This is a genomic window from Klebsiella sp. G-Nf4, assembly GCF_002810615.1.
In the GTDB taxonomy this organism is placed as follows: Bacteria; Pseudomonadota; Gammaproteobacteria; order Enterobacterales; family Enterobacteriaceae; genus Klebsiella; species Klebsiella variicola.
The window spans coordinates 913930-930800 of sequence record NZ_PION01000001.1; the positions used below are offsets into that span (position 1 = coordinate 913930).

Here is a 16871-nt window from a genome sequence, read left to right on the forward strand (position 1 = left end):
CCAGGCGTAATAAATCCCTTAAAGATGGCTAATTATTCGTGACTTAAACCGGGAATGTTATGCCTGATTTTACTGCTTCACCGCTGGTGGACGCGCTGGAAGAGAATCTGTTCAGCCTGCTGGAAAAACTGGCCGCGGAGGTCAACACCGAAGCGCTGCCGCTGATCGATCTTTCCAGCGGCAGTCCGGATCAACCCACTCCGCCGGAAGTGATTGACTCGCTGCAGAGCGCCATTCATCGTCGTGAAAACCATGGCTACCCGTCGTTCTGGGGCAAACCACAGGTCCGCGAGGCGATCGCCCAGTTCTATCGCCGGCAGTATGATGTGGAACTCGATCCGCACAGCGAAGTCGCCGTGTTTCAGGGTTCGCATATCGGCATTGGCGGCATCCCGCGGGCACTGCTCAGCCCCGGGCAATATCTGATCTCCACCGATCCCTGCTATCCGATTTACCGCTCGGCGGCGCTGCAGTCCCAGGCCGCGTTTTATGGCCTGCCGCTCAGGGCGGAGAACCATTTCCTGCCGGATTTTAACGACCTCCCCCGGGAGGTGGCTGACAAGGCCGGGCTGGTGGTGCTGAACTACCCGCATAATCCAACCGGCGCCCTCGCCACGCCGGCGCTGTTCGCCAGCGCTCTGCAATTTGCTCGTCGTCACCAGGTGCCGATCCTCCATGATTTTGCCTATGCGGCCATCGGCAGCGCGGCCAGCGATGCGCCGCTGAGCCTCTTCTCCCAGCCCGACGCGAAAGCGTGGGGAGTGGAAACCTATACCTTTTCTAAGACCTTTAATATGGCCGGCTGGCGCTTCGGCTTCGCGGTCGGCAACGCCTCGATTATCCGGGCGTTTAAAAAGCTGCACACCCATAGCTACAGCACGGTGTTTGGCGCGATTCAGGATGCGGCGATCGCTGCGCTCAACCTGCCGGCTGAGCGGATTGCGCAGCTGACGGCGGTCTATCATCAACGTCGGGAGTGGGTTCTGCGTCGACTGGCCGCGCTGCGCTGGCCGGCGCGTGCCGCACAAGGCACTTTCTTCCTCTGGCTCGGCGTGCCGCCCGGCTACCGTTCGCAGGAGTTTGCCCGCCTGCTGCTGCAGGAAGCGCATATTCTGGTGGCGCCGGGCACTGGTTTTGGCGAAGGGGGTGAAGGGTTTATTCGCATCAGCCTCACGGCAGGCGACGACGCGCTGAGCAATGCGCTGGACCGTCTCGCCCGGCTGGCGCTGTTTTAGTCCGCCGCCGGGAGAAGTGAAAACACGTAACTCTCGCCGCCGGGGTTACTCCGCTGACGAGTCCATCACCGACAGCACAATTTTGCCCTGCAGACGACCTTGCACCGCTCGCTCGTGCGCCATCTGCGCCTGCGCAAGGGGGAAAACGCTGTCAATCGCCACCCGGATGACCCCGGCGTCCAGCAGGTCGGCAAGCCGGGCGAGTTGCGCGCCGCTGGAGCGCACCTGGGTAGTCGAGACCGTCACTCCGCGCTGTCGCGCCTCTTCCGCCCCGGCAAAGCCGAGCGGAAAGACCGGGTACAGCGCGCCGCCGGGCCGCAGGGTACGCAGAAAACGGCCGCTGGCCGCCCCGCCCGGCGCATCGATGACCAGATCCAGGTCACGCACCGCCTCCTCAACCGCAGTAGTCGTATAGTCGATAAAAGCATCGGCGCCGAGCTGACGCAAAAAAGCTTCGTGGCGGCCCGCGGCGACGGCAATCACTTGGGCGCCCTGCCACTTCGCCAGCTGTACGGCGAAATGACCAACGCCTCCCGCCGCACCGTTGACCAGGACGCGTTTACCCGCCAGCGGCACCGGCCGATGCGGCCCCGGCTGCAGCGGATTCGCCACCTCATGCCCGGGATCGATCATGAACTGCCAGGCGGTGAGGAGCGACATCGGCACCGCGGCGGCCTGCTGATGGCTCAGGGTTAGGGGTTTGCGGGCCAGATCGCTGACCGGCACGCTAACGTACTCGGCGTAAGCGCGGCTGCCCCCTGCTGCCCCTTCGGGAAAACGCGCCATGGCGTAGACTTCGTCGCCGACCGCCACCTCCCGGACGTCATCCGCCCGCGCCACCACCACCCCGGAGAGATCGGTCCCGAGGATCAAGGGAAAGCGGACCTCGGGCCGCCACTCCGGGGGCAGCTGTTGATAGCCATCGCGCAGATAGCTGTCCGGTGGGTTCACGCCCACCGCGTGCACCTGCACCAGCACCTCGCCGGCCTGCAGCACCGGCAGTGGCGCATCCTCATAGTTCAGGACTTCCGGCCCGCCAAAGGCGTGCTGTTGAACGGCCTTCATCATCTGCGTCGACATCGCTTTCTCCTCATATGGAAATGCGTTATATTTAACGGAGCACTGTTCCGAATATATGGAGCGGTGCTCCGCTTGTCAAGGAACGCCAATGAGAGCTGATGCCAGAAAAAATTATGATCTGTTAATCGAGGTGGCCCGGGACGTCTTCGTGGAGCAAGGCGCCGAAGCCTCGCTGCGCGATATCGCCCGCCGGGCGGGCGTCGGAATGGGAACCCTTTACCGCCACTTTCCCAACCGCGACAGCCTGCTGGAAGCCCTGCTTCGCAGCCGCTTTGCGGCGCTAACCGCCCGGGCAGAGTCGCTTCTGCTCGCCGCCGATCCTGCCGCGGCGCTGCTGGAGTGGCTGGCCGAGAGCGTGGCGTTTACCCATCAGCATCGCGGGATCATCGCTCCGCTGATGAGCGCCATCGACGATCCTGAGTCCGCCCTGCACAGCGCCTGCGTTGCCCTGCGCGCCGCCGGTACGTCGCTGCTGACCCGCGCGCAGCAGGCCGGCCAGGCACGGCCAGATCTCAGCGGAGACGAACTGTTCGATCTGATTGCCGCGCTTGCCTGGCTGCGGGAGCAGCCCTCCCATGCCCCACGCGCAGAGCGGATTTTAGCGGTGCTGGCCGACGCGATCCTGACTGCCGGCTAGCGGCGGCCAGCCACCGGCGAGACAGCACACGCCTGGAGAGTGACCGGTACGCCTGCCTTTAACGATTAAACGCCCAGTTGGCCCCGCTGGTCAGCGCCTGCTCGAAAGCGGGACGGCCGGGGCCGGACAGCCAGCCGGCGAAGGTGTGCAGCTGCGGGTGCAGCTGGCGCATGGCGTCGAGGTCGGCGTGCCCGGCCAGCCGCCCGTCGTCCACCAGCCCGGTCAGCTTGTGCAGAAAAGGGCTGGCGGCCAGCACCTCATCGGAAAATCGCGAATAGGGGATCGGCCGTCCCGCCGCCGCGGAGAATAACGCCTCCAGTTGACGGCCGGTCACGCTGTCGCTGGCGATCTCAAACGTCTTGCCGGCAAACCGCGCTGGCGCGGCAAAAACCGCCGCGACAAGATGGCCAATATCCTCCACCGCCAGCACCTGCATCCTCCCCTCCGGCAGCATAAAAAAGTGAAAATGACCTTCATCAAGGCCAAAACCGGGCATCACCAGCAGCTCCATAAAGGTGGCGGGCCGCACGATGGTCGCCACCAGCGGCAGGCGGCGGATATGCCGTTCAATTTCCGCTTTGGTGTCATAATGCGCTACGCCGGTGGGCGTCTCCCCTGCCGCGCTGCCGGAGCTGTACACCAGATGCTTCACCCCGCACTCGACGGCGAGATCGGCGATAGTTATCCCGTAGCGTACCTCCTGCTCATCGGTCACCGTCCCTCCCGGCGAACTGGGCTGGACGCTGAAGACGCCGTCGACCCCGGCCATTGCCGACCGCATTGCCGCCCGGTCTTCAAAGGTACCCACCACCAGCTCGGCTCCCCGTGCCGCCAGCGCGACGGCCCCGGCGGAGAAAGGATCCCTGACCAGCGCCCGAACCCGCCAGCCGCGGTGCAGCAGCGCCCGCGCCACCGAGCCTCCCTGCTGACCGGTGGCGCCAAAAACCAACACGCTTTGCGCATTATTCATCACTGTTTCCCCTTATCTGCAGCCTGTTGCCCGGCCTCTCGCCAGCGATAGTCACCTTGCTTATCCTTCTCCAGCCAGCCGCAGGAAGGCCCGGCAAAATGCCCGGTGAACCATTGAGCATGATGGCTGGCTCCCCACGCCATCATCTCCCGTCGGGAGGCTTCCGCCTGCCGGGGATCGCCGCAGAACGCTGAGTTCCACTGCGGATGGGCAAACTGGAGCGGAGAATGAAGGAGATCGCCGGAGAAACAGGCGTAATCATCTCCGGCGGCGAGGATCAGCGCGGCATGGTCCGGACTGTGGCCGGGGGTGGGCACAAAGGCGATCCGCCCGCCGACCCGCGGCCGGGCCGCCACATCGACGGTTTCCAGCTGGCCGGCCTCGATCACCGGCAGCAGGCTGTCGAGCCACAGCGCCCGGTAGCGTTCGCTGTTTTTCACCCGCGTCAGCTCTTTTGCCGAGCACAGGTAGCGGGCGTTGGGAAACAGCGGCACCCAGCGATCATCCTGCCAGACGGTATTCCATCCGACATGGTCGGTATGCAGGTGGGTCAGTAGCACCAGGGTCACGTCCTCCGGGTTCACTCCCGCGGCGCGGAGATTCTCCAGATACGGCGTGTTAAGTTGATGATAGAGCGGATTGCCGCCGCGCTCCCGACCGTTGCCAGTGGCGGTATCGATAACAATCAGATCGTGGGGGGTCTGCACCACCCAGCTGTGGATCGACAGCGCAATCGACTGAATAACGTTGTCCGCCTCCGCTACCGGGAACGCCTGTGGATAGAGCGCCGCTGGCTGCAGGGTCATCTCACGCTCCGGCACTTTGAAAATCAGGCTATCGCCTGTCTGGTAAGTTTGCATCACACCCTCCGCGCGCATTGCGCTGGTTGATTTATCGGGGTGAGATTCACTATGCTGCCGGGATAACCCACATTCAAATTGATTATCATAATGAAGAAAATCATTGAAAATGATTTTAGTCGTATCGATCTGAATCTGTTGACGGTCTTGATGGTGCTGTACCGCGAAGGGAGCGTCACCCGCACCGCAGAGGTGCTGCATCTTGGCCAGCCGGCTATCAGCGGGGCGCTGAAACGCCTGCGCGAGATGTTTGACGATCCGCTGTTCGTGCGCAGCGCCAGAGGCATGCTGCCAACGCCGCGGGCGCAAGCGCTGATGACCGACCTGCAGCCGCTGATGGAAAACCTGCATTCGGCGATGTTTGGCGCCGGGGAGTTCGTCCCGGCGCGCGCGCAGCAGCTTTTTCGCATCGGCCTCAGCGACTGGAGCGAACACTGGCTGATGCCCCCGCTGTTACCCGGGCTGATGCAGGAGGCGCCCGGGGTCTCACTGCAGTCGATAGCCGCCGACCCCTTCCAGGTTCGCCAGCTGCTGGAGGAGGAGCGCATTGATGTCGCGGTGTCCCTCAACAAACAGAGCCGCGGGGAGGTGGTCAGCGAGCCGGTGATGGCCATGGGAGTCACCACCCTGTGGTCGCCGCAGCAGATCCCCTGTCGCGGGCCGCTGTCGGTGAGCGACTTTGTCGCCTGGGAACACGTGATGGTGGCCTATCGTGAAACCGGCCACGGGGAAATAGACCGCCAGCTCGCCAGCCAGGGGCTCGCGCGGCGCGTGCGCTTTGCCACGCAGAATTTCTCCACCTTTCCCCTGCTGCTGACCACCCTGCCGCTGTTCGCCACCGTCCCGCAGGGGCTGGCGCAGCGCTGGCAGGCGCAGTACGCGTTGCGTGCAGACGCCCCGCCGGTAGCCTACCCGGAATTTACGCTGTGCATTTTGCGGCACAAACGCCGGGCGCAGGATCCGGCGCTGAACTGGCTGGTGACGAAGTTAAAACAGGCCATGCGCGGCCAATAACCGGGCCGATGCCCGGCATCAGGCCTCGCTGAGCGGGGGTTGCAGAACGCGCCTGCTCCAGTCATAAAACGCGCGCACCGCCGGCGGCAGATAGCGGTTTTGCGGATAGACCAGCGACAAGGGAAGATCAGAAGCGGCCTGCTCAATACAGGCGACCAGCGCGCCGCTCTGCAGATAAGGTTGCGCCAGATAGCTGGCGACGCGGATCAGGCCCAGCCCCTGAACGCCGGCCTGGATATAGGCATCGGTATCGTCGACCACCAGCGTCTCCTGCATACGGATCGCGCAGTCGCCGTCATCGAGGGAGAAAAGCCAGTCGATGGTCCGCCCGGTACGGTGGTTCAGGTAGCCCACCGCCCGGTGGTGGTGCAGATCGTCGATGCTCTGCGGCCGGCCGTGGGCCGCGAGCCAGGCCGGCGAGGCGAGGACCATCCAGCGGTAGCGGGCCAGAGGACGCGCCACCAGGGTGGTGGAATCTTCGATCCGCCCGGTACGGATCACGCAGTCATACCCCTCCAGGATAATATCTTCCACGTTGTCGCTTGAGCAGAGGATTAGCTCCAGGTCGGGATACTGCTGCAAAAACTCGCCGATCCTCGGCAGAATGCAGTGGCGGGCAAGGGATTGCGGCATCCCCACCTTGAACCGCCCGGCGGGCTGAGCCGAGCGCCCGGGAAAGGAGGCTTCCATCGCCGCCATCTCGGCCAGCAGCCTTTTACACTCCTCGTAGTACCGGCGACCCTCCGCCGTCACGCTGAGCTTGCGGGTGGTACGCTGAAGAAGCTGCGCCCCAAGCCAGGCTTCCAGCTCCTTCACTACCCGCGACACCGTGGAGCGCGGCTGCCCGAGCACCTCCGCCGCACGGGCGAAGCTGTGGGCATCCACAACAGCAACATACAACTGCATGGCATCCAGTCTGTCCATTTCGTTCTCCCCCGGCAATTATTATCCCATTATCACGAACAGTCTAACCCGAAATCCTGTTCTTATCGAATGATGCCCGCCCCCCTACACTGAGCCTGTAGCCAGTCAGTACAAGGCTTAACTGAGCAAGGAGTCAAAATGAAAACTGATAATCTTAATCATGAGGAAAAGGTATTGGTGCTGGGAGCGGGACAACTGGGCACCGCCGTTCTCGATGCGCTGGTGCCTGCGGTGATCCAGCGCCAGGGCACGGTATCGGTTATCGTCTCGCCGGCGGCCTGGGATGAAACCGGCCAGCTGCGATCGGCAAACCATCAGGCACTGGCCGACGCCGGGGCCACCTTTCTCGCCGTCGACATCGCCGGTAGCGCCATGGAGACGCTGGCTGGGCAGTTTCGCGGATTCACCACCGTGATTAACTGCATGGGGTTTGTCGCCGGTCCGGGGACACAGCTGAAAATTACCCGCGCGGTGCTGGCGGCCGGGGTACCCCGCTATTTTCCCTGGCAGTTTGGCGTCAATTACGATGTGGTCGGCAAAGGCAGCGGCCAGCCGGTCTGGGACGAGCAGTACGATGTCCGGACCCTGCTGCGCGCGCAGCAGGCCACGGAATGGGTCATTGTCTCCACCGGGATGTTTACCAGCTTTCTCTTCGAGCCAGACTTCGATGTGGTGAATTTATCCAACCGAACCCTGCACGCCCTTGGCAGCTGGGACACCCAGGTGACCGTCACTTCGCCGGCAGATATTGGCCGCCTCACCACGGCGATTTATCTGCATCAGCCGCGGATTGCCAACGAAGTGGTATTTGTTGCCGGCGAGACAATCTCTTACCGCCAGCTGGCAGACACCGTAGAGCGCGTGACGCAGCAAACGTTCAGCAAAGCTGTCCATACCCTGCCCGCCCTGCTGGAGCAGCTGCGGGCGGACCCGGAGAACACCATGCTGCGCTATCGCGCCGCCTTCGCCCGGGGCGACGGCATGTGGTGGCCGATGGAGGATACCTGGAATGCCCGGCATCATCTGCCGACCCAGAACGTTGCCGGCTGGCTGCAGGCCGCGCGCTGATTTTCTCCCACAGGACAGAATGAAGATGAAAAAGTTGATTCCACTGATCGTATTGAGTTGTCTGCTGCCGCTGGCGGCAAATGCCAGGACCATCACCGCCACCGGCGATACCCTGGACCATGCGGAGAGCAAAATCCGCCAGCAGGCCGCCCGCGAGGGTGCGACCGCCTATCGCATTACTGAAGCGCGAATGGGCAACAAAGTGCATATCACGGCGAAAATCACGGACTAAACCACCGGCGCCAGGCTCAGGGACGAGCTACCGCTGTCGCTTGCCCGCGCACCAGGTCAGGCGCTCATTTTTTCCCGCCGACGATCGCGGCCTGGCGGCGCGCCGTACAGGCGAGCGTATTCCCGGGTAAACTGCGACACGCTGATATAGCCCACCTCCCCGGCAGCCTGCGCAATGCTCATCCCTTCCGCCAGCATCAGGCGGCGGGCGTGGATCAGGCGCAACTGCTTCTGAAACTGCAGCGGCGACAGCGTGGTCATGGCGCGGAAATGACGGTGAAAGACAGAGACGCTCATCCCGGCGGCATCGGCCAGCGCGTCGACGCTGACGGGCTGCATAAAATCCCGGCGCAGCATCGCCACCGCCCGGCGGATCCGCGCCGAATGGCTGTCTACGGCGCCCAGCGCCCGAATGGCCGGCCCATGGACACTCTGCAACAGCCAGTAATGCAGCTCCCGCCGCAGACCTTCCCCCAGCACCGCCAGCGCCCCCGGTTGATCAAACAGCCTTGCCAGCCGGTAAGCGGCGTCTGTCACATCGGCATTCATCGGTTCGATACCGACACGGGGCGCCTCATCCGGCCCTGACGGCCCGGCCTCCTGCAGCTCGCGCAGGATAGCCAGGTCCAGCTCCAGCACCAGCGCGTAATAGGGAAAACGCTGACTGGCCTCGGTGATCTGGCTGGTGGTGGGGACATCCGCGGCAATCACCATCGCCTCGCCCGGGCCATAGTCAAAGCTCGCCAGACCGGTGGTCACGCTCTTACGTCCCTGGAGCAGCATGGCCACCAGCGGCCTGGCGATAGCCGCCTGTAAATCGCCAGGATGGAGGGCCCGCACCAGGGTGATGCCGGGAACCGGGGTAACCGCCACCCCGCTGCTATCGACATGAGCATCGGCAAACCGGCGGCAGAGATCAAACAGGGCGTCGCGCATAAGATCCTTTCAGGCAAGTTTTAAAGCCTGAGTATGCGCTATTTCCCGGGGAAAGGGAGTGAATGGAGAGAAATGGGCAAAAAATAACAAGGATTGGGCAACCCGACCTGACGCGCGGCCCCTATTGTAGAGCCTCAACATACCAGAGAGGACCGAACATGACTAAGATTGCACTTATTACCGGCGCCAACCGCGGCCTTGGCCGTCAGACCGCACTGGATATCGCCCGCCAGGGTGGGGATATCATCGTCACCTGCCGTGGCAATCTCGAACAGGCGGAAGGGGTGGTCGCGGACATCCGCGCCCTGGGTCGCAAGGCCATCGCCCTGCCGCTGGATATGGCGCAAACCGCCAGCTTCCCGGCCTTCGCCGACAGCCTGAGCGCTGCGCTGGCCAGCGTCTGGGGGCGGGTCACCTTCGACCATCTGATCAATAACGCCGGACACGGCGAATTTGCCTCGCTGGCCGAAACGCGCGAAGCGCAGTTCGACGGGCTGTTTAACGTCCACGTTAAGGGGGTATTTTTCCTCGTACAAACCCTGCTGCCGCTGCTGGCGGACGGCGGACGGATCGTTAACTTTTCTTCCGGGCTGACCCGCGTCTCCTATCCTGGCTTCTCCGCCTACGCCGCGGCCAAAGCGGCTGTGGAGATGCTGAGCGTGTATATGGCCCGCGAGCTGGGCGGGCGCGGCATCACCGTCAATACCATCGCCCCCGGCGCTATCGCCACCGATTTTGGCGGTGGGCTGGTGCGGGACGACGCAGGGGTTAACGCGCAGTTTGCCGCCATGACGGCGCTGGGACGGGTGGGCGTTCCTGAGGATATTGGGCCGATGATCGCCAGCCTGCTGCGCGACGATAACCGCTGGGTGACCGCCCAGCGGATCGAGGTGTCGGGCGGACAAACCATCTGACGACTCAGGCTGGCAGGATGCGCTCCAGCGCCAGGCCTGCCAGCCGCACGGTCTCCAGAAGACGCGGCAGGCTATCCCCTTCCCGCGCTTTCGCCGACAGGCCAAGCATCAGTGTATCCATATAGTCAGTCACCCGCAGCGCGTCCTGCGGGTGATGGCGGGCGATATACTGCTGGATTTTGGCTCTTGCCGCAGCATGCCATTCGCCTGCCGCCACCCGGGCGTCGGCATCCTGACAATGCCCCCCCTCCAGCACCAGACAGCCGGCGGCGGCCGGATCGGCCACATAGCGGCGAGCCGCCTCCTGCAGCACGGCGATGAGCGACGCCGCCACCGGCTGGTCGTCTCGCAGCAGGGCGTCGATGGGAATGGCCCCGGTCTGGCTGTAGCGCTGCAGGACGCGGGTATACAGCCCGAGCTTGCTGCCGAAAGCGGCATAAAAACTCGGGGGATTGATACCGAAAGCCTGGGTCAGATCGGCCACGCTCACCGCGTCGTAGCCTCGCGCGTGAAAGAGGCGTTGCGCCGTTTCAATGGCCTGTTCCGCATCAAACTGGCGAGGACGTCCCGGAGTACGCCCTTGTTTTGTAGTGGTCACTATATTAATCCTTGACAGCCTGTTTTGCCGCAGCATATTGTAATCATCACTACAATATCATGAGGTACGGGATATGACAGCATTTCACAACAAATCAGTGCTGGTTTTAGGCGGGAGTCGGGGAATTGGCGCGGCGATCGTCAGGCGTTTTGTCGCCGATGGCGCATCGGTGGTGTTTAGCTATTCCGGTTCGCCGGAAGCGGCCGAGCGGCTGGCGGCGGAGACCGGCAGCACGGCGGTGCAAGCGGACAGCGCCGATCGCGATGCGGTGATAAGCCTGGTCCGCGACAGCGGCCCGCTGGACGTGTTAGTGGTCAATGCCGGGATCGCGATTTTCGGTGACGCTCTCGAGCAGGACAGCGATGCCATCGATCGCCTGTTCCGCATCAATATTCATGCCCCCTACCATGCCTCCGTGGAAGCGGCGCGCCGGATGCCGGAAGGCGGGCGCATTATTGTCATCGGTTCGGTTAATGGCGATCGCATGCCGGTGCCTGGGATGGCGGCCTATGCGGTCAGTAAATCGGCCCTGCAGGGGCTGGCGCGCGGCCTGGCGCGGGATTTTGGCCCGCGCGGCATCACGGTCAACGTCGTCCAGCCCGGCCCTGTTGATACCGACGCCAACCCGGAGAACGGCCCGATGAAGGAGCTGATGCACAGCTTTATGGCCATTAAGCGTCATGGCCGCCCGGAAGAGGTGGCGGGAATGGTGGCGTGGCTGGCCGGTCCGGAGGCGTCGTTTGTCACTGGCGCCATGCACACCATCGACGGCGCGTTTGGCGCCTGATACTCCAGGGCGGCGGCGCGCGCTTTGCACCGCCGCCGCGGTGATGTCATGGCCTGTCAGGGATCATCAGGCCAGACTGTCGACCGCCATAAAAAAGCGATCTTCGGTAAGCATCAGCCGCACTTCCGGGGACTGGTGCGCCTTGCGGATCATCCAGCCATCCTCCGGGGCCAGGCTCAGATAAAACATCTCCCGGGATCCCGCGCCGCCGGGTGTCTCGAGACTCAGCGTCACGATCCCCTTTTCCACGCCATCCAACAGCTGCTGTGGCACGATATTGACGCTACGTTCGCCGTTTTGCAGGCGGATGGTCGGGATATCGTAGCGGCAGATGCCGCTGTTGAGGCTGTACCCAAGAGTGCTCAGGTCGTGGAGATGGCGGGTCGACATCACCACCTCGATACCGGTTCCATCAAACCACTGACTTATCTGCTGAGCCAGCGCCGCCATTTGCTGGCGAAACCTGGCGATATCCGCGGCGGCCGACCCGTCGAGGGCCGCTGTCCGCTGCGGATTTTGCTGTTGCTGCAGTTTCTTAAAAAAACGTTCCCTCGCTGTCACGTTATCTCCCTGTGCTGTGGTGAAGATGGTTATCGCCCGTTCGCTGGTTACGAAGATTGAGGGCGAACTGGCGCGATGGCCCCGCCACAAATGTTTGTTTTCGACGTTACTTCGCCGCTTCAGGCCTGAGCCGTAGCTGGTTGTGTTCGGCGGTCAAAATGCGCGGCTTGTCCGGATCCAATTCCTCACGCGCCAGCACCTGCTTCCAGGTATTCCTGTCTGTGTCCGGATGGCGGAACAGGCCGACAACCGCCACGAACGTCGCCTCCGCTTCCAGCGGCATATTCAGACTGGCACCCCCTCCGGGACTGATCACCACATCGCGACTGGCGAGGAGATCGGCGGCGAGCAGAATATCCCCCTCCTCCAGCAGCTGCTGATAAACCAGCCGGTCAAAGGTCTGGCGATCTTTAAGCTGATAGATGCGCACCACCACCGGTTCAGAGAGCGAGTGATTCTCTCTGGCATCGGTGTTGAGCGCTTCACGCGCGGTAAAGTCCAGATGCAGCGTATTAATTTGCTTATAAAAAACGGCGTTGAAGGCAGTTTTGGTCCCCTCCGAGACGCGCTGAGTGAGCCCGCACCCGCTCAGACAAAGTGCAAGCAAGGGCAGCAGGCAGGCTGTTTTAGTCAAACTTGTACGTAACACGTCGGTTTCCTTGTAGAAAGGTGGCAGGCTGCAGGCCCGTATAGGTACCCAGCTCGGTGGTAAAGGTCTGAGGAATATCGTCCTGACTCTCGCCCTCCCCCACACCCAGCACGCCGTTCATACCGAGCCAGAACGGCTCGTCCCCCAGCGGTGGGACAGCCAGCAGTCGGGTCGGCGCGGTCAGGGTGATGTTGGCCCGGAATCGCCAGCCGAGGTATACCCGCAGCAGGATGAGAAAGTCCCGAAACAGCGGGCCGTCAGGCTTCCAGCCCTGCGCCTCCGCGGGATTGTCGGTGGTAAGGGCGACGAGGAGCTGGCTGCTGGCGTCCGTCGCTTCGTCACCCAGCGGCGTATTGCCGTCCAGTAAGAAGTCATCATCGCCGTAAAACCCCAGCGGCTGGCTGATCGCCACCGGACGCAGGCTATACGGGCTCACCCTGACGGTGGTCTCCGGGGCCAGCAGGGTGACCAGCGCCTGGATCCCCTGCTGGGTTTTGCCAGGCTGACGCAGCACGCCAGTTAGCGCCAGAAAGCGCGACGCCGGCGAGGCGATATGTTGCGTCGTGCCGGGGATGCCCAACCCCGCCAGGCCCAGCAGCGACTGCGAGAGACGATCGGTGCCGCCAGGCTCAAAGGTGGCGGGCCAGGAGTATTTCCGCCAGATGCGGTAAAACTGCGTCATGATCCGGTGGCTGAAGATATCCAGTAAGCCCTGCAGCGCTTCATGCCCTTCCCTGCGCTGGGCGATATCATCGAGATATGCCGTCGGGAGCGGCGAATCGACACCGTACAACCCCATAAAGGTGGTGCGAATGACCGGCGGCCCGCAGTCATCGGCCTCATCGTATTCCACGGCTCTGAGTTCGCTGGCCGGGAATCCCATCCCCGGATGCGGGTAAAAACGCACCGGATCGTCAGCCGGATGGCTGGTCGCCCCCATCAGCTGTTGGCCGGGACGCCGTTTTTCCAGAAGCTGGCAGAATCGGTAAAAATTGATCCGCGGCAGATCGGCCTCCAGCCGCGGGGTCAGCCGGGAATGCGTCGGCTGTGCTTCTCTTCCCATTCCAGTCGTTCTCCGGTTGGTTGCAGAATGATAATCAGGCGGTTGAACAAGTAGATGTCGGTGTAGAGCGCAAAGAAGCGGCTAAGCATCTCGCCAAACAGGCATATGTCGCCTCGTCCGGCAAAGCCGTGACTGTCGAGGGTGACTTCGATCTGCACGCCGCGCACCAGATGGCCCCGCGCAAAGCGCTCTGTTGCGCGGTGCTTCACGTCGAGGATGGCTTCCAGACGCCGACGATTCATCTCGCTGTCGGTCCATTCATACAGCGCCAGGGTGCCGCGCAGGACTTCAGCGTTGTCCATCAGGGAAAGAAAACTGCTGCCCAGATGGCTCAGCACCCGCCAGTGAAAACGATCCTGGGCGGGGGGATAGCACGGCAGCGTTGGTGCGCAGAGGTTACGCACCGCGACGCTGGCCGAAGTGGTTTTCATCACCGTATCAAGCACGGTACTCTGCAGCGCGCGACGCGGCAGCTGGCCGTTAGTTCCGGTGAGGGTCAGCGACAGGCTTTCATCTTCCGGTACGGTATGATTATCAAAGGCTTCTCCGCCGACGATAAGCCAGGTGTTGTACAGCCCGGAGGGGCCACGGCGCACCCGGGTATGATAGTAATATTCCGCCGCGTCATGACGCATCATGCCGCCTTTGTGGCGAAAACTTGAGAACGGCGTGTAAACCTGCTGGTGCGAGGAGATCACGGAATCGACGGTGTAAATTTCGGTGTGGCCGTCCTGCACGCGCATCGGGCGCAGCGGGTATTCGGTCTGCAGGGAGTTGATGGTCAGCGGATCGGACTCCAGCGGAAACAGGTTGATCACTGGCACGCAGTGCAGGCGCAGCTGCTTTTCGCTGAAGCGGAAGTCATGTTCCCAGCGTTCCGCCAGCACGACGTCGATTTCAAACCACGCCAGTCCGGCCGGTAAATCCACTGTCTCCAGTCCGCGCAGGTCGATGAACATGAACTTTTCGCGGAAGGTAAAATACTCCAGCAGCAGCTGATAACCGCGAAAACTGCGGCCATCTTCAGGCCAGAGGCCGTCCTCCTCGCCAAATCCCAGCGCGCTGAAATACCCGTCCAGCGGCCTTCTGTCCACCTCATCGGGCATGCGCAGCCACATCCGGGCCACATTGAGGGTAAAGGCCTCGTGCATGGCGCAGGCTAGCGGTGCATCGGCGTTGCAGTAGAGCGGGATATGACTGAGATCGACCCGGCTCCAGTCCGTCAGCTGGCTGCAGGTAAAGCGCAGCGTGATCACCGACCGGCCATCCGTATCGGTGGCCAGCTGGACGCGCTCAAGGGATAACGGCTGTAGAGCGATCGCTTTGGTGGTGGTGTACCGGCAGCGCGTGCCCTTTTCACCGATCGGCCGGGAAAGCACTTCAAAGCCTTTGGCCATCGTCATCGGCTCTTTCATTTCCGGCCAGTCGGGGGTGAACTCCACGACCGACATCGAGGGAATGGTACGTAAATAATGTGGCCACAGCAGACTGACCACGCCTTCGGTCAGCTCAGGCAGATCGTCATCGAGTTTCTCGCGCATGCGGCCCATCAGGAAGGCAAAACCTTCAAACAGGCGCTCGACAAAGGGGTCGCGGGCGCCCGCTTTGTCGAGATTGAGCATTGCCGCCTGCTCAGGATGAGCGCGGGCAAACTCTTCACCCGCTTCCAGCAGGTAGCGCATTTCAGCGTCGTAATAACGCAGGGTTAAATCGTCCATAAATTAATATTGATTTCCTTTCAATCATCAGATTTTGAAACAGGCATCTAAAAAATAACCTTTATAACACCTGAATTAATACTTATAATTAAATGCCTTTATTTTTTTAAAACACTTATTGCTTGAACCATTTTTAATCGTACCCTTAAAAAAATCATCTTTTATATAAATCGATGCGTAGCACACGCCCTCTTTTGAAGAAAGAATAAAATTTTGACCACCGCTACCTGCAGCGTTATATTCGTATTGACCACCAACCCTCCAACCAATGTCAAGCGCTGCATCTTTCCTAATCAGAGATGTAAACGAAGCTTTAATCTTAACTCTTTTTCCAGGTGCTATAATTTCAGGCTTTGATCGTACTATGCGCGCGACTTCGTCAGGCTCAGGTTCGACATTATATACACTCTCACCTGCATACACGAATATAGTTTCATTAGTGTTATTTATAATAACAACAACTGGCCTTATCGGAATAAAATGAGCGACAAGGACTAACACCACCATAAATAATGCAATACCCGTTAACGTTTTTATTTTTTTCAAAATGATGAGTCACTTTTTTCTGGATTATCTGTATTCCAGCACCAATGATTTTCTCTTGAGTGAGGAAGGTGCGCGCCAGGTGTTGTTTCTAAAACGCAAAGAATATTATCTGCCGTCAACGTCTCAGCAAATTTCCCATGTTCATAAAATAGATTAAACCCTATTTTCATGCTAGTAATGTCATCCATGGTATCATCCCCCATTGCACCTGGCGTCATGTTTTGTTCCCAAGTGGACCCTTTCAAGAGAATTGCTTCAGAAAAACCGACACTACGTCCAACATAACCATAATGTATGTTTGACCAAACATCATAAAAATAATCATGCTGTTTGAATTTATGATAATAAGACTTTGATGATTTTCCTTTCCTGGGAAGTGGTCGTACTACTGCAACGGATGAAAACAGATCGCGGATCTTCGGTTTATGATCCCAGATTGAACCTGTTTTCACGGTCTGATACCAAATAGCCATTGCAGCAAGTAAATCTGCTTTAGGGGGCGGACCCAGCCTTGCATAAAAGGGAAGTTTATTCCATTCAGTAAGTCTTTTTATTAAAAAATCTTCGTCAATTAAATATCGTATTGTTTCTGCCGTATCGCTTCTGACATTCGCCTTTATTTCACTTAGTATATATTCTGCAACTTTAATCGCCCCATCTGTGTGAGTACACTGTCGTTCAGTCTTATTTTCTGGATGAAGATTCTTGTAGGGTTCCTGTAAAGATGCCATAAGCCCATCGAGTGAAAATAAAGTAGTTATGCACTCACCTCCTTTCTCATAAGTATCATTCATCATTGATGGAATAAACTTCGCCTTACAGGGGCAAGTACTACAGCTGTCGAGGGTTCCGGCCATTCGCCGGCCGTGAATGGTATCGTTGTCGATGCCACCGGCAATCTTGTATAGCCCCGCGTGCTTTCCGCAAGTGACGCTGTCCTGCTCCCGGACAACAGGTTTATCAAACAGAGTGTGATCTTCTGCGCCTGTAGTGATTCTTCCGCCGCAGGTCGTTCTGTCTCCCTGTACCAGATAAAAACCTTTTGCTGCCATACGTTCTCCTTAGTGTCAGTGTCAGTTT

The 16871-nt window shown here is 60.4% G+C and carries 18 protein-coding genes and 1 pseudogene; 7 read left to right on the forward strand and 12 right to left on the reverse strand.

Features of this window, described 5'->3' with window-relative positions:
- Positions 1–59: 59 nt before the first annotated feature.
- A complete protein-coding gene (locus tag CWM57_RS04545; RefSeq protein WP_040968439.1) occupies positions 60–1235 on the forward strand; it encodes an aminotransferase class I/II-fold pyridoxal phosphate-dependent enzyme in 1176 nt (391 codons plus the stop codon).
- A 45-nt stretch (positions 1236–1280) separates the two neighbouring features.
- Here the strand turns inward: CWM57_RS04545 and CWM57_RS04550 are convergent, their stop codons facing one another.
- Positions 1281–2315 carry an NADP-dependent oxidoreductase gene (locus CWM57_RS04550; protein WP_100675684.1) on the reverse strand — a complete coding sequence of 345 codons (1035 nt, stop codon included), beginning with the start codon at positions 2313–2315 and terminating at the stop codon, positions 1281–1283.
- A gap of 88 nt (positions 2316–2403) precedes the next feature.
- On the opposite strand from CWM57_RS04550, the gene CWM57_RS04555 reads away from it, so the two are divergent.
- Positions 2404–2952: a TetR/AcrR family transcriptional regulator gene (locus tag CWM57_RS04555; protein ID WP_060612847.1), complete on the forward strand. Its 549-nt coding sequence runs from the start codon at positions 2404–2406 to the stop codon at positions 2950–2952.
- A 58-nt stretch (positions 2953–3010) separates the two neighbouring features.
- On the opposite strand, the gene CWM57_RS04560 is transcribed toward CWM57_RS04555, so the two are convergent.
- Together CWM57_RS04560 and CWM57_RS04565 are read right to left on the reverse strand one after the other, a co-directional pair.
- A complete protein-coding gene (locus CWM57_RS04560) occupies positions 3011–3922 on the reverse strand; it encodes an NmrA/HSCARG family protein (RefSeq protein WP_074386041.1) in 912 nt (303 codons plus the stop codon).
- Positions 3915–4785 (reverse strand): annotated as a pseudogene (locus tag CWM57_RS04565) (MBL fold metallo-hydrolase). Before CWM57_RS04565 ends, CWM57_RS04560 begins: the two are co-directional and overlap by 8 nt.
- A gap of 87 nt (positions 4786–4872) precedes the next feature.
- Between CWM57_RS04565 and CWM57_RS04570 the strand changes: the two are divergent.
- Positions 4873–5796, forward strand: a complete 924-nt coding sequence (locus CWM57_RS04570; protein WP_100675685.1) for a LysR family transcriptional regulator — start codon at positions 4873–4875, stop codon at positions 5794–5796.
- A gap of 18 nt (positions 5797–5814) precedes the next feature.
- Here CWM57_RS04570 and CWM57_RS04575 read toward each other — a convergent pair whose 3' ends face one another.
- Positions 5815–6720 carry a LysR family transcriptional regulator gene (locus CWM57_RS04575; protein ID WP_100675686.1) on the reverse strand — a complete coding sequence of 302 codons (906 nt, stop codon included), beginning with the start codon at positions 6718–6720 and terminating at the stop codon, positions 5815–5817.
- Positions 6721–6858: 138 nt separating this feature from the next.
- Between CWM57_RS04575 and CWM57_RS04580 the strand changes: the two genes are divergently transcribed.
- Together CWM57_RS04580 and CWM57_RS04585 are read left to right on the forward strand one after the other, a co-directional pair.
- Complete coding sequence (locus CWM57_RS04580; protein WP_074386045.1) at positions 6859–7788, forward strand: aromatic alcohol reductase; 930 nt, start codon at positions 6859–6861, stop codon at positions 7786–7788.
- Positions 7789–7813: 25 nt separating this feature from the next.
- A complete protein-coding gene (locus tag CWM57_RS04585; RefSeq protein WP_077268394.1) occupies positions 7814–8020 on the forward strand; it encodes a DUF1471 domain-containing protein in 207 nt (68 codons plus the stop codon).
- A 56-nt stretch (positions 8021–8076) separates the two neighbouring features.
- Here CWM57_RS04585 and CWM57_RS04590 read toward each other — a convergent pair whose 3' ends face one another.
- Entirely contained in the window at positions 8077–8955 is an 879-nt protein-coding gene (locus tag CWM57_RS04590; protein ID WP_004151595.1) for an AraC family transcriptional regulator, read from the reverse strand.
- Positions 8956–9113: 158 nt separating this feature from the next.
- On the opposite strand from CWM57_RS04590, the gene CWM57_RS04595 reads away from it, so the two are divergent.
- Positions 9114–9869, forward strand: coding sequence for an SDR family NAD(P)-dependent oxidoreductase (locus CWM57_RS04595; RefSeq protein ID WP_100630886.1), 756 nt, complete (start codon positions 9114–9116; stop codon positions 9867–9869).
- Positions 9870–9873: 4 nt separating this feature from the next.
- Here the strand turns inward: CWM57_RS04595 and CWM57_RS04600 are convergent, their stop codons facing one another.
- Complete coding sequence (locus tag CWM57_RS04600) at positions 9874–10467, reverse strand: TetR/AcrR family transcriptional regulator (protein WP_074386048.1); 594 nt, start codon at positions 10465–10467, stop codon at positions 9874–9876.
- 73 nt (positions 10468–10540) lie between these two features.
- Between CWM57_RS04600 and bdcA the strand changes: the two genes are divergently transcribed.
- Positions 10541–11254, forward strand: a complete 714-nt coding sequence (gene bdcA, locus CWM57_RS04605) for an SDR family oxidoreductase (RefSeq protein WP_008805173.1) — start codon at positions 10541–10543, stop codon at positions 11252–11254.
- Between the two features lie 66 nt (positions 11255–11320).
- Here the strand turns inward: bdcA and CWM57_RS04610 are convergent, their stop codons facing one another.
- From CWM57_RS04610 to CWM57_RS04635, 6 genes are all read right to left on the reverse strand, one after another.
- Positions 11321–11815 carry a hypothetical protein gene (locus CWM57_RS04610; protein WP_100675687.1) on the reverse strand — a complete coding sequence of 165 codons (495 nt, stop codon included), beginning with the start codon at positions 11813–11815 and terminating at the stop codon, positions 11321–11323.
- Between the two features lie 106 nt (positions 11816–11921).
- Entirely contained in the window at positions 11922–12464 is a 543-nt protein-coding gene (gene tssJ, locus CWM57_RS04615) for a type VI secretion system lipoprotein TssJ (RefSeq protein ID WP_100630888.1), read from the reverse strand.
- Positions 12442–13527 carry a type VI secretion system baseplate subunit TssG gene (gene tssG / locus CWM57_RS04620; RefSeq protein WP_074386051.1) on the reverse strand — a complete coding sequence of 362 codons (1086 nt, stop codon included), beginning with the start codon at positions 13525–13527 and terminating at the stop codon, positions 12442–12444. The genes tssJ and tssG overlap by 23 nt, the downstream gene beginning before the upstream one ends.
- On the reverse strand, positions 13491–15245 hold the full coding sequence (gene tssF, locus CWM57_RS04625) for a type VI secretion system baseplate subunit TssF (protein WP_100675688.1): 1755 nt from the start codon (positions 15243–15245) through the stop codon (positions 13491–13493). Before tssF ends, tssG begins: the two co-directional genes overlap by 37 nt.
- Before the next feature lie 75 nt (positions 15246–15320).
- Positions 15321–15791 (reverse strand): hypothetical protein, encoded by a 471-nt coding sequence (locus CWM57_RS04630; RefSeq protein ID WP_074386053.1) that lies wholly within the window; start codon positions 15789–15791, stop codon positions 15321–15323.
- A complete protein-coding gene (locus CWM57_RS04635) occupies positions 15788–16843 on the reverse strand; it encodes a polymorphic toxin type 44 domain-containing protein (RefSeq protein WP_074386054.1) in 1056 nt (351 codons plus the stop codon). The genes CWM57_RS04630 and CWM57_RS04635 overlap by 4 nt, the downstream gene beginning before the upstream one ends.
- Positions 16844–16871 lie beyond the last annotated feature (28 nt).

Bases quoted from the DNA above. Each gene is read 5' to 3' on its own strand.
- CWM57_RS04545 (WP_040968439.1), top strand. From the start codon at position 60: ATGCCTGATTTTACTGCTTCACCGCTGGTGGACGCGCTGGAAGAGAAT.
- CWM57_RS04550 (WP_100675684.1), bottom strand. From the start codon at position 2,315: ATGTCGACGCAGATGATGAAGGCCGTTCAACAGCACGCCTTTGGCGGG.
- CWM57_RS04555 (WP_060612847.1), top strand. From the start codon at position 2,404: ATGAGAGCTGATGCCAGAAAAAATTATGATCTGTTAATCGAGGTGGCC.
- CWM57_RS04560 (WP_074386041.1), bottom strand. From the start codon at position 3,922: ATGAATAATGCGCAAAGCGTGTTGGTTTTTGGCGCCACCGGTCAGCAG.
- CWM57_RS04570 (WP_100675685.1), top strand. From the start codon at position 4,873: ATGAAGAAAATCATTGAAAATGATTTTAGTCGTATCGATCTGAATCTG.
- CWM57_RS04575 (WP_100675686.1), bottom strand. From the start codon at position 6,720: ATGGACAGACTGGATGCCATGCAGTTGTATGTTGCTGTTGTGGATGCC.
- CWM57_RS04580 (WP_074386045.1), top strand. From the start codon at position 6,859: ATGAAAACTGATAATCTTAATCATGAGGAAAAGGTATTGGTGCTGGGA.
- CWM57_RS04585 (WP_077268394.1), top strand. From the start codon at position 7,814: ATGAAAAAGTTGATTCCACTGATCGTATTGAGTTGTCTGCTGCCGCTG.
- CWM57_RS04590 (WP_004151595.1), bottom strand. From the start codon at position 8,955: ATGCGCGACGCCCTGTTTGATCTCTGCCGCCGGTTTGCCGATGCTCAT.
- CWM57_RS04595 (WP_100630886.1), top strand. From the start codon at position 9,114: ATGACTAAGATTGCACTTATTACCGGCGCCAACCGCGGCCTTGGCCGT.
- bdcA (WP_008805173.1), top strand. From the start codon at position 10,541: ATGACAGCATTTCACAACAAATCAGTGCTGGTTTTAGGCGGGAGTCGG.
- tssG (WP_074386051.1), bottom strand. From the start codon at position 13,527: ATGGGAAGAGAAGCACAGCCGACGCATTCCCGGCTGACCCCGCGGCTG.
- tssF (WP_100675688.1), bottom strand. From the start codon at position 15,245: ATGGACGATTTAACCCTGCGTTATTACGACGCTGAAATGCGCTACCTG.
- CWM57_RS04635 (WP_074386054.1), bottom strand. From the start codon at position 16,843: ATGGCAGCAAAAGGTTTTTATCTGGTACAGGGAGACAGAACGACCTGC.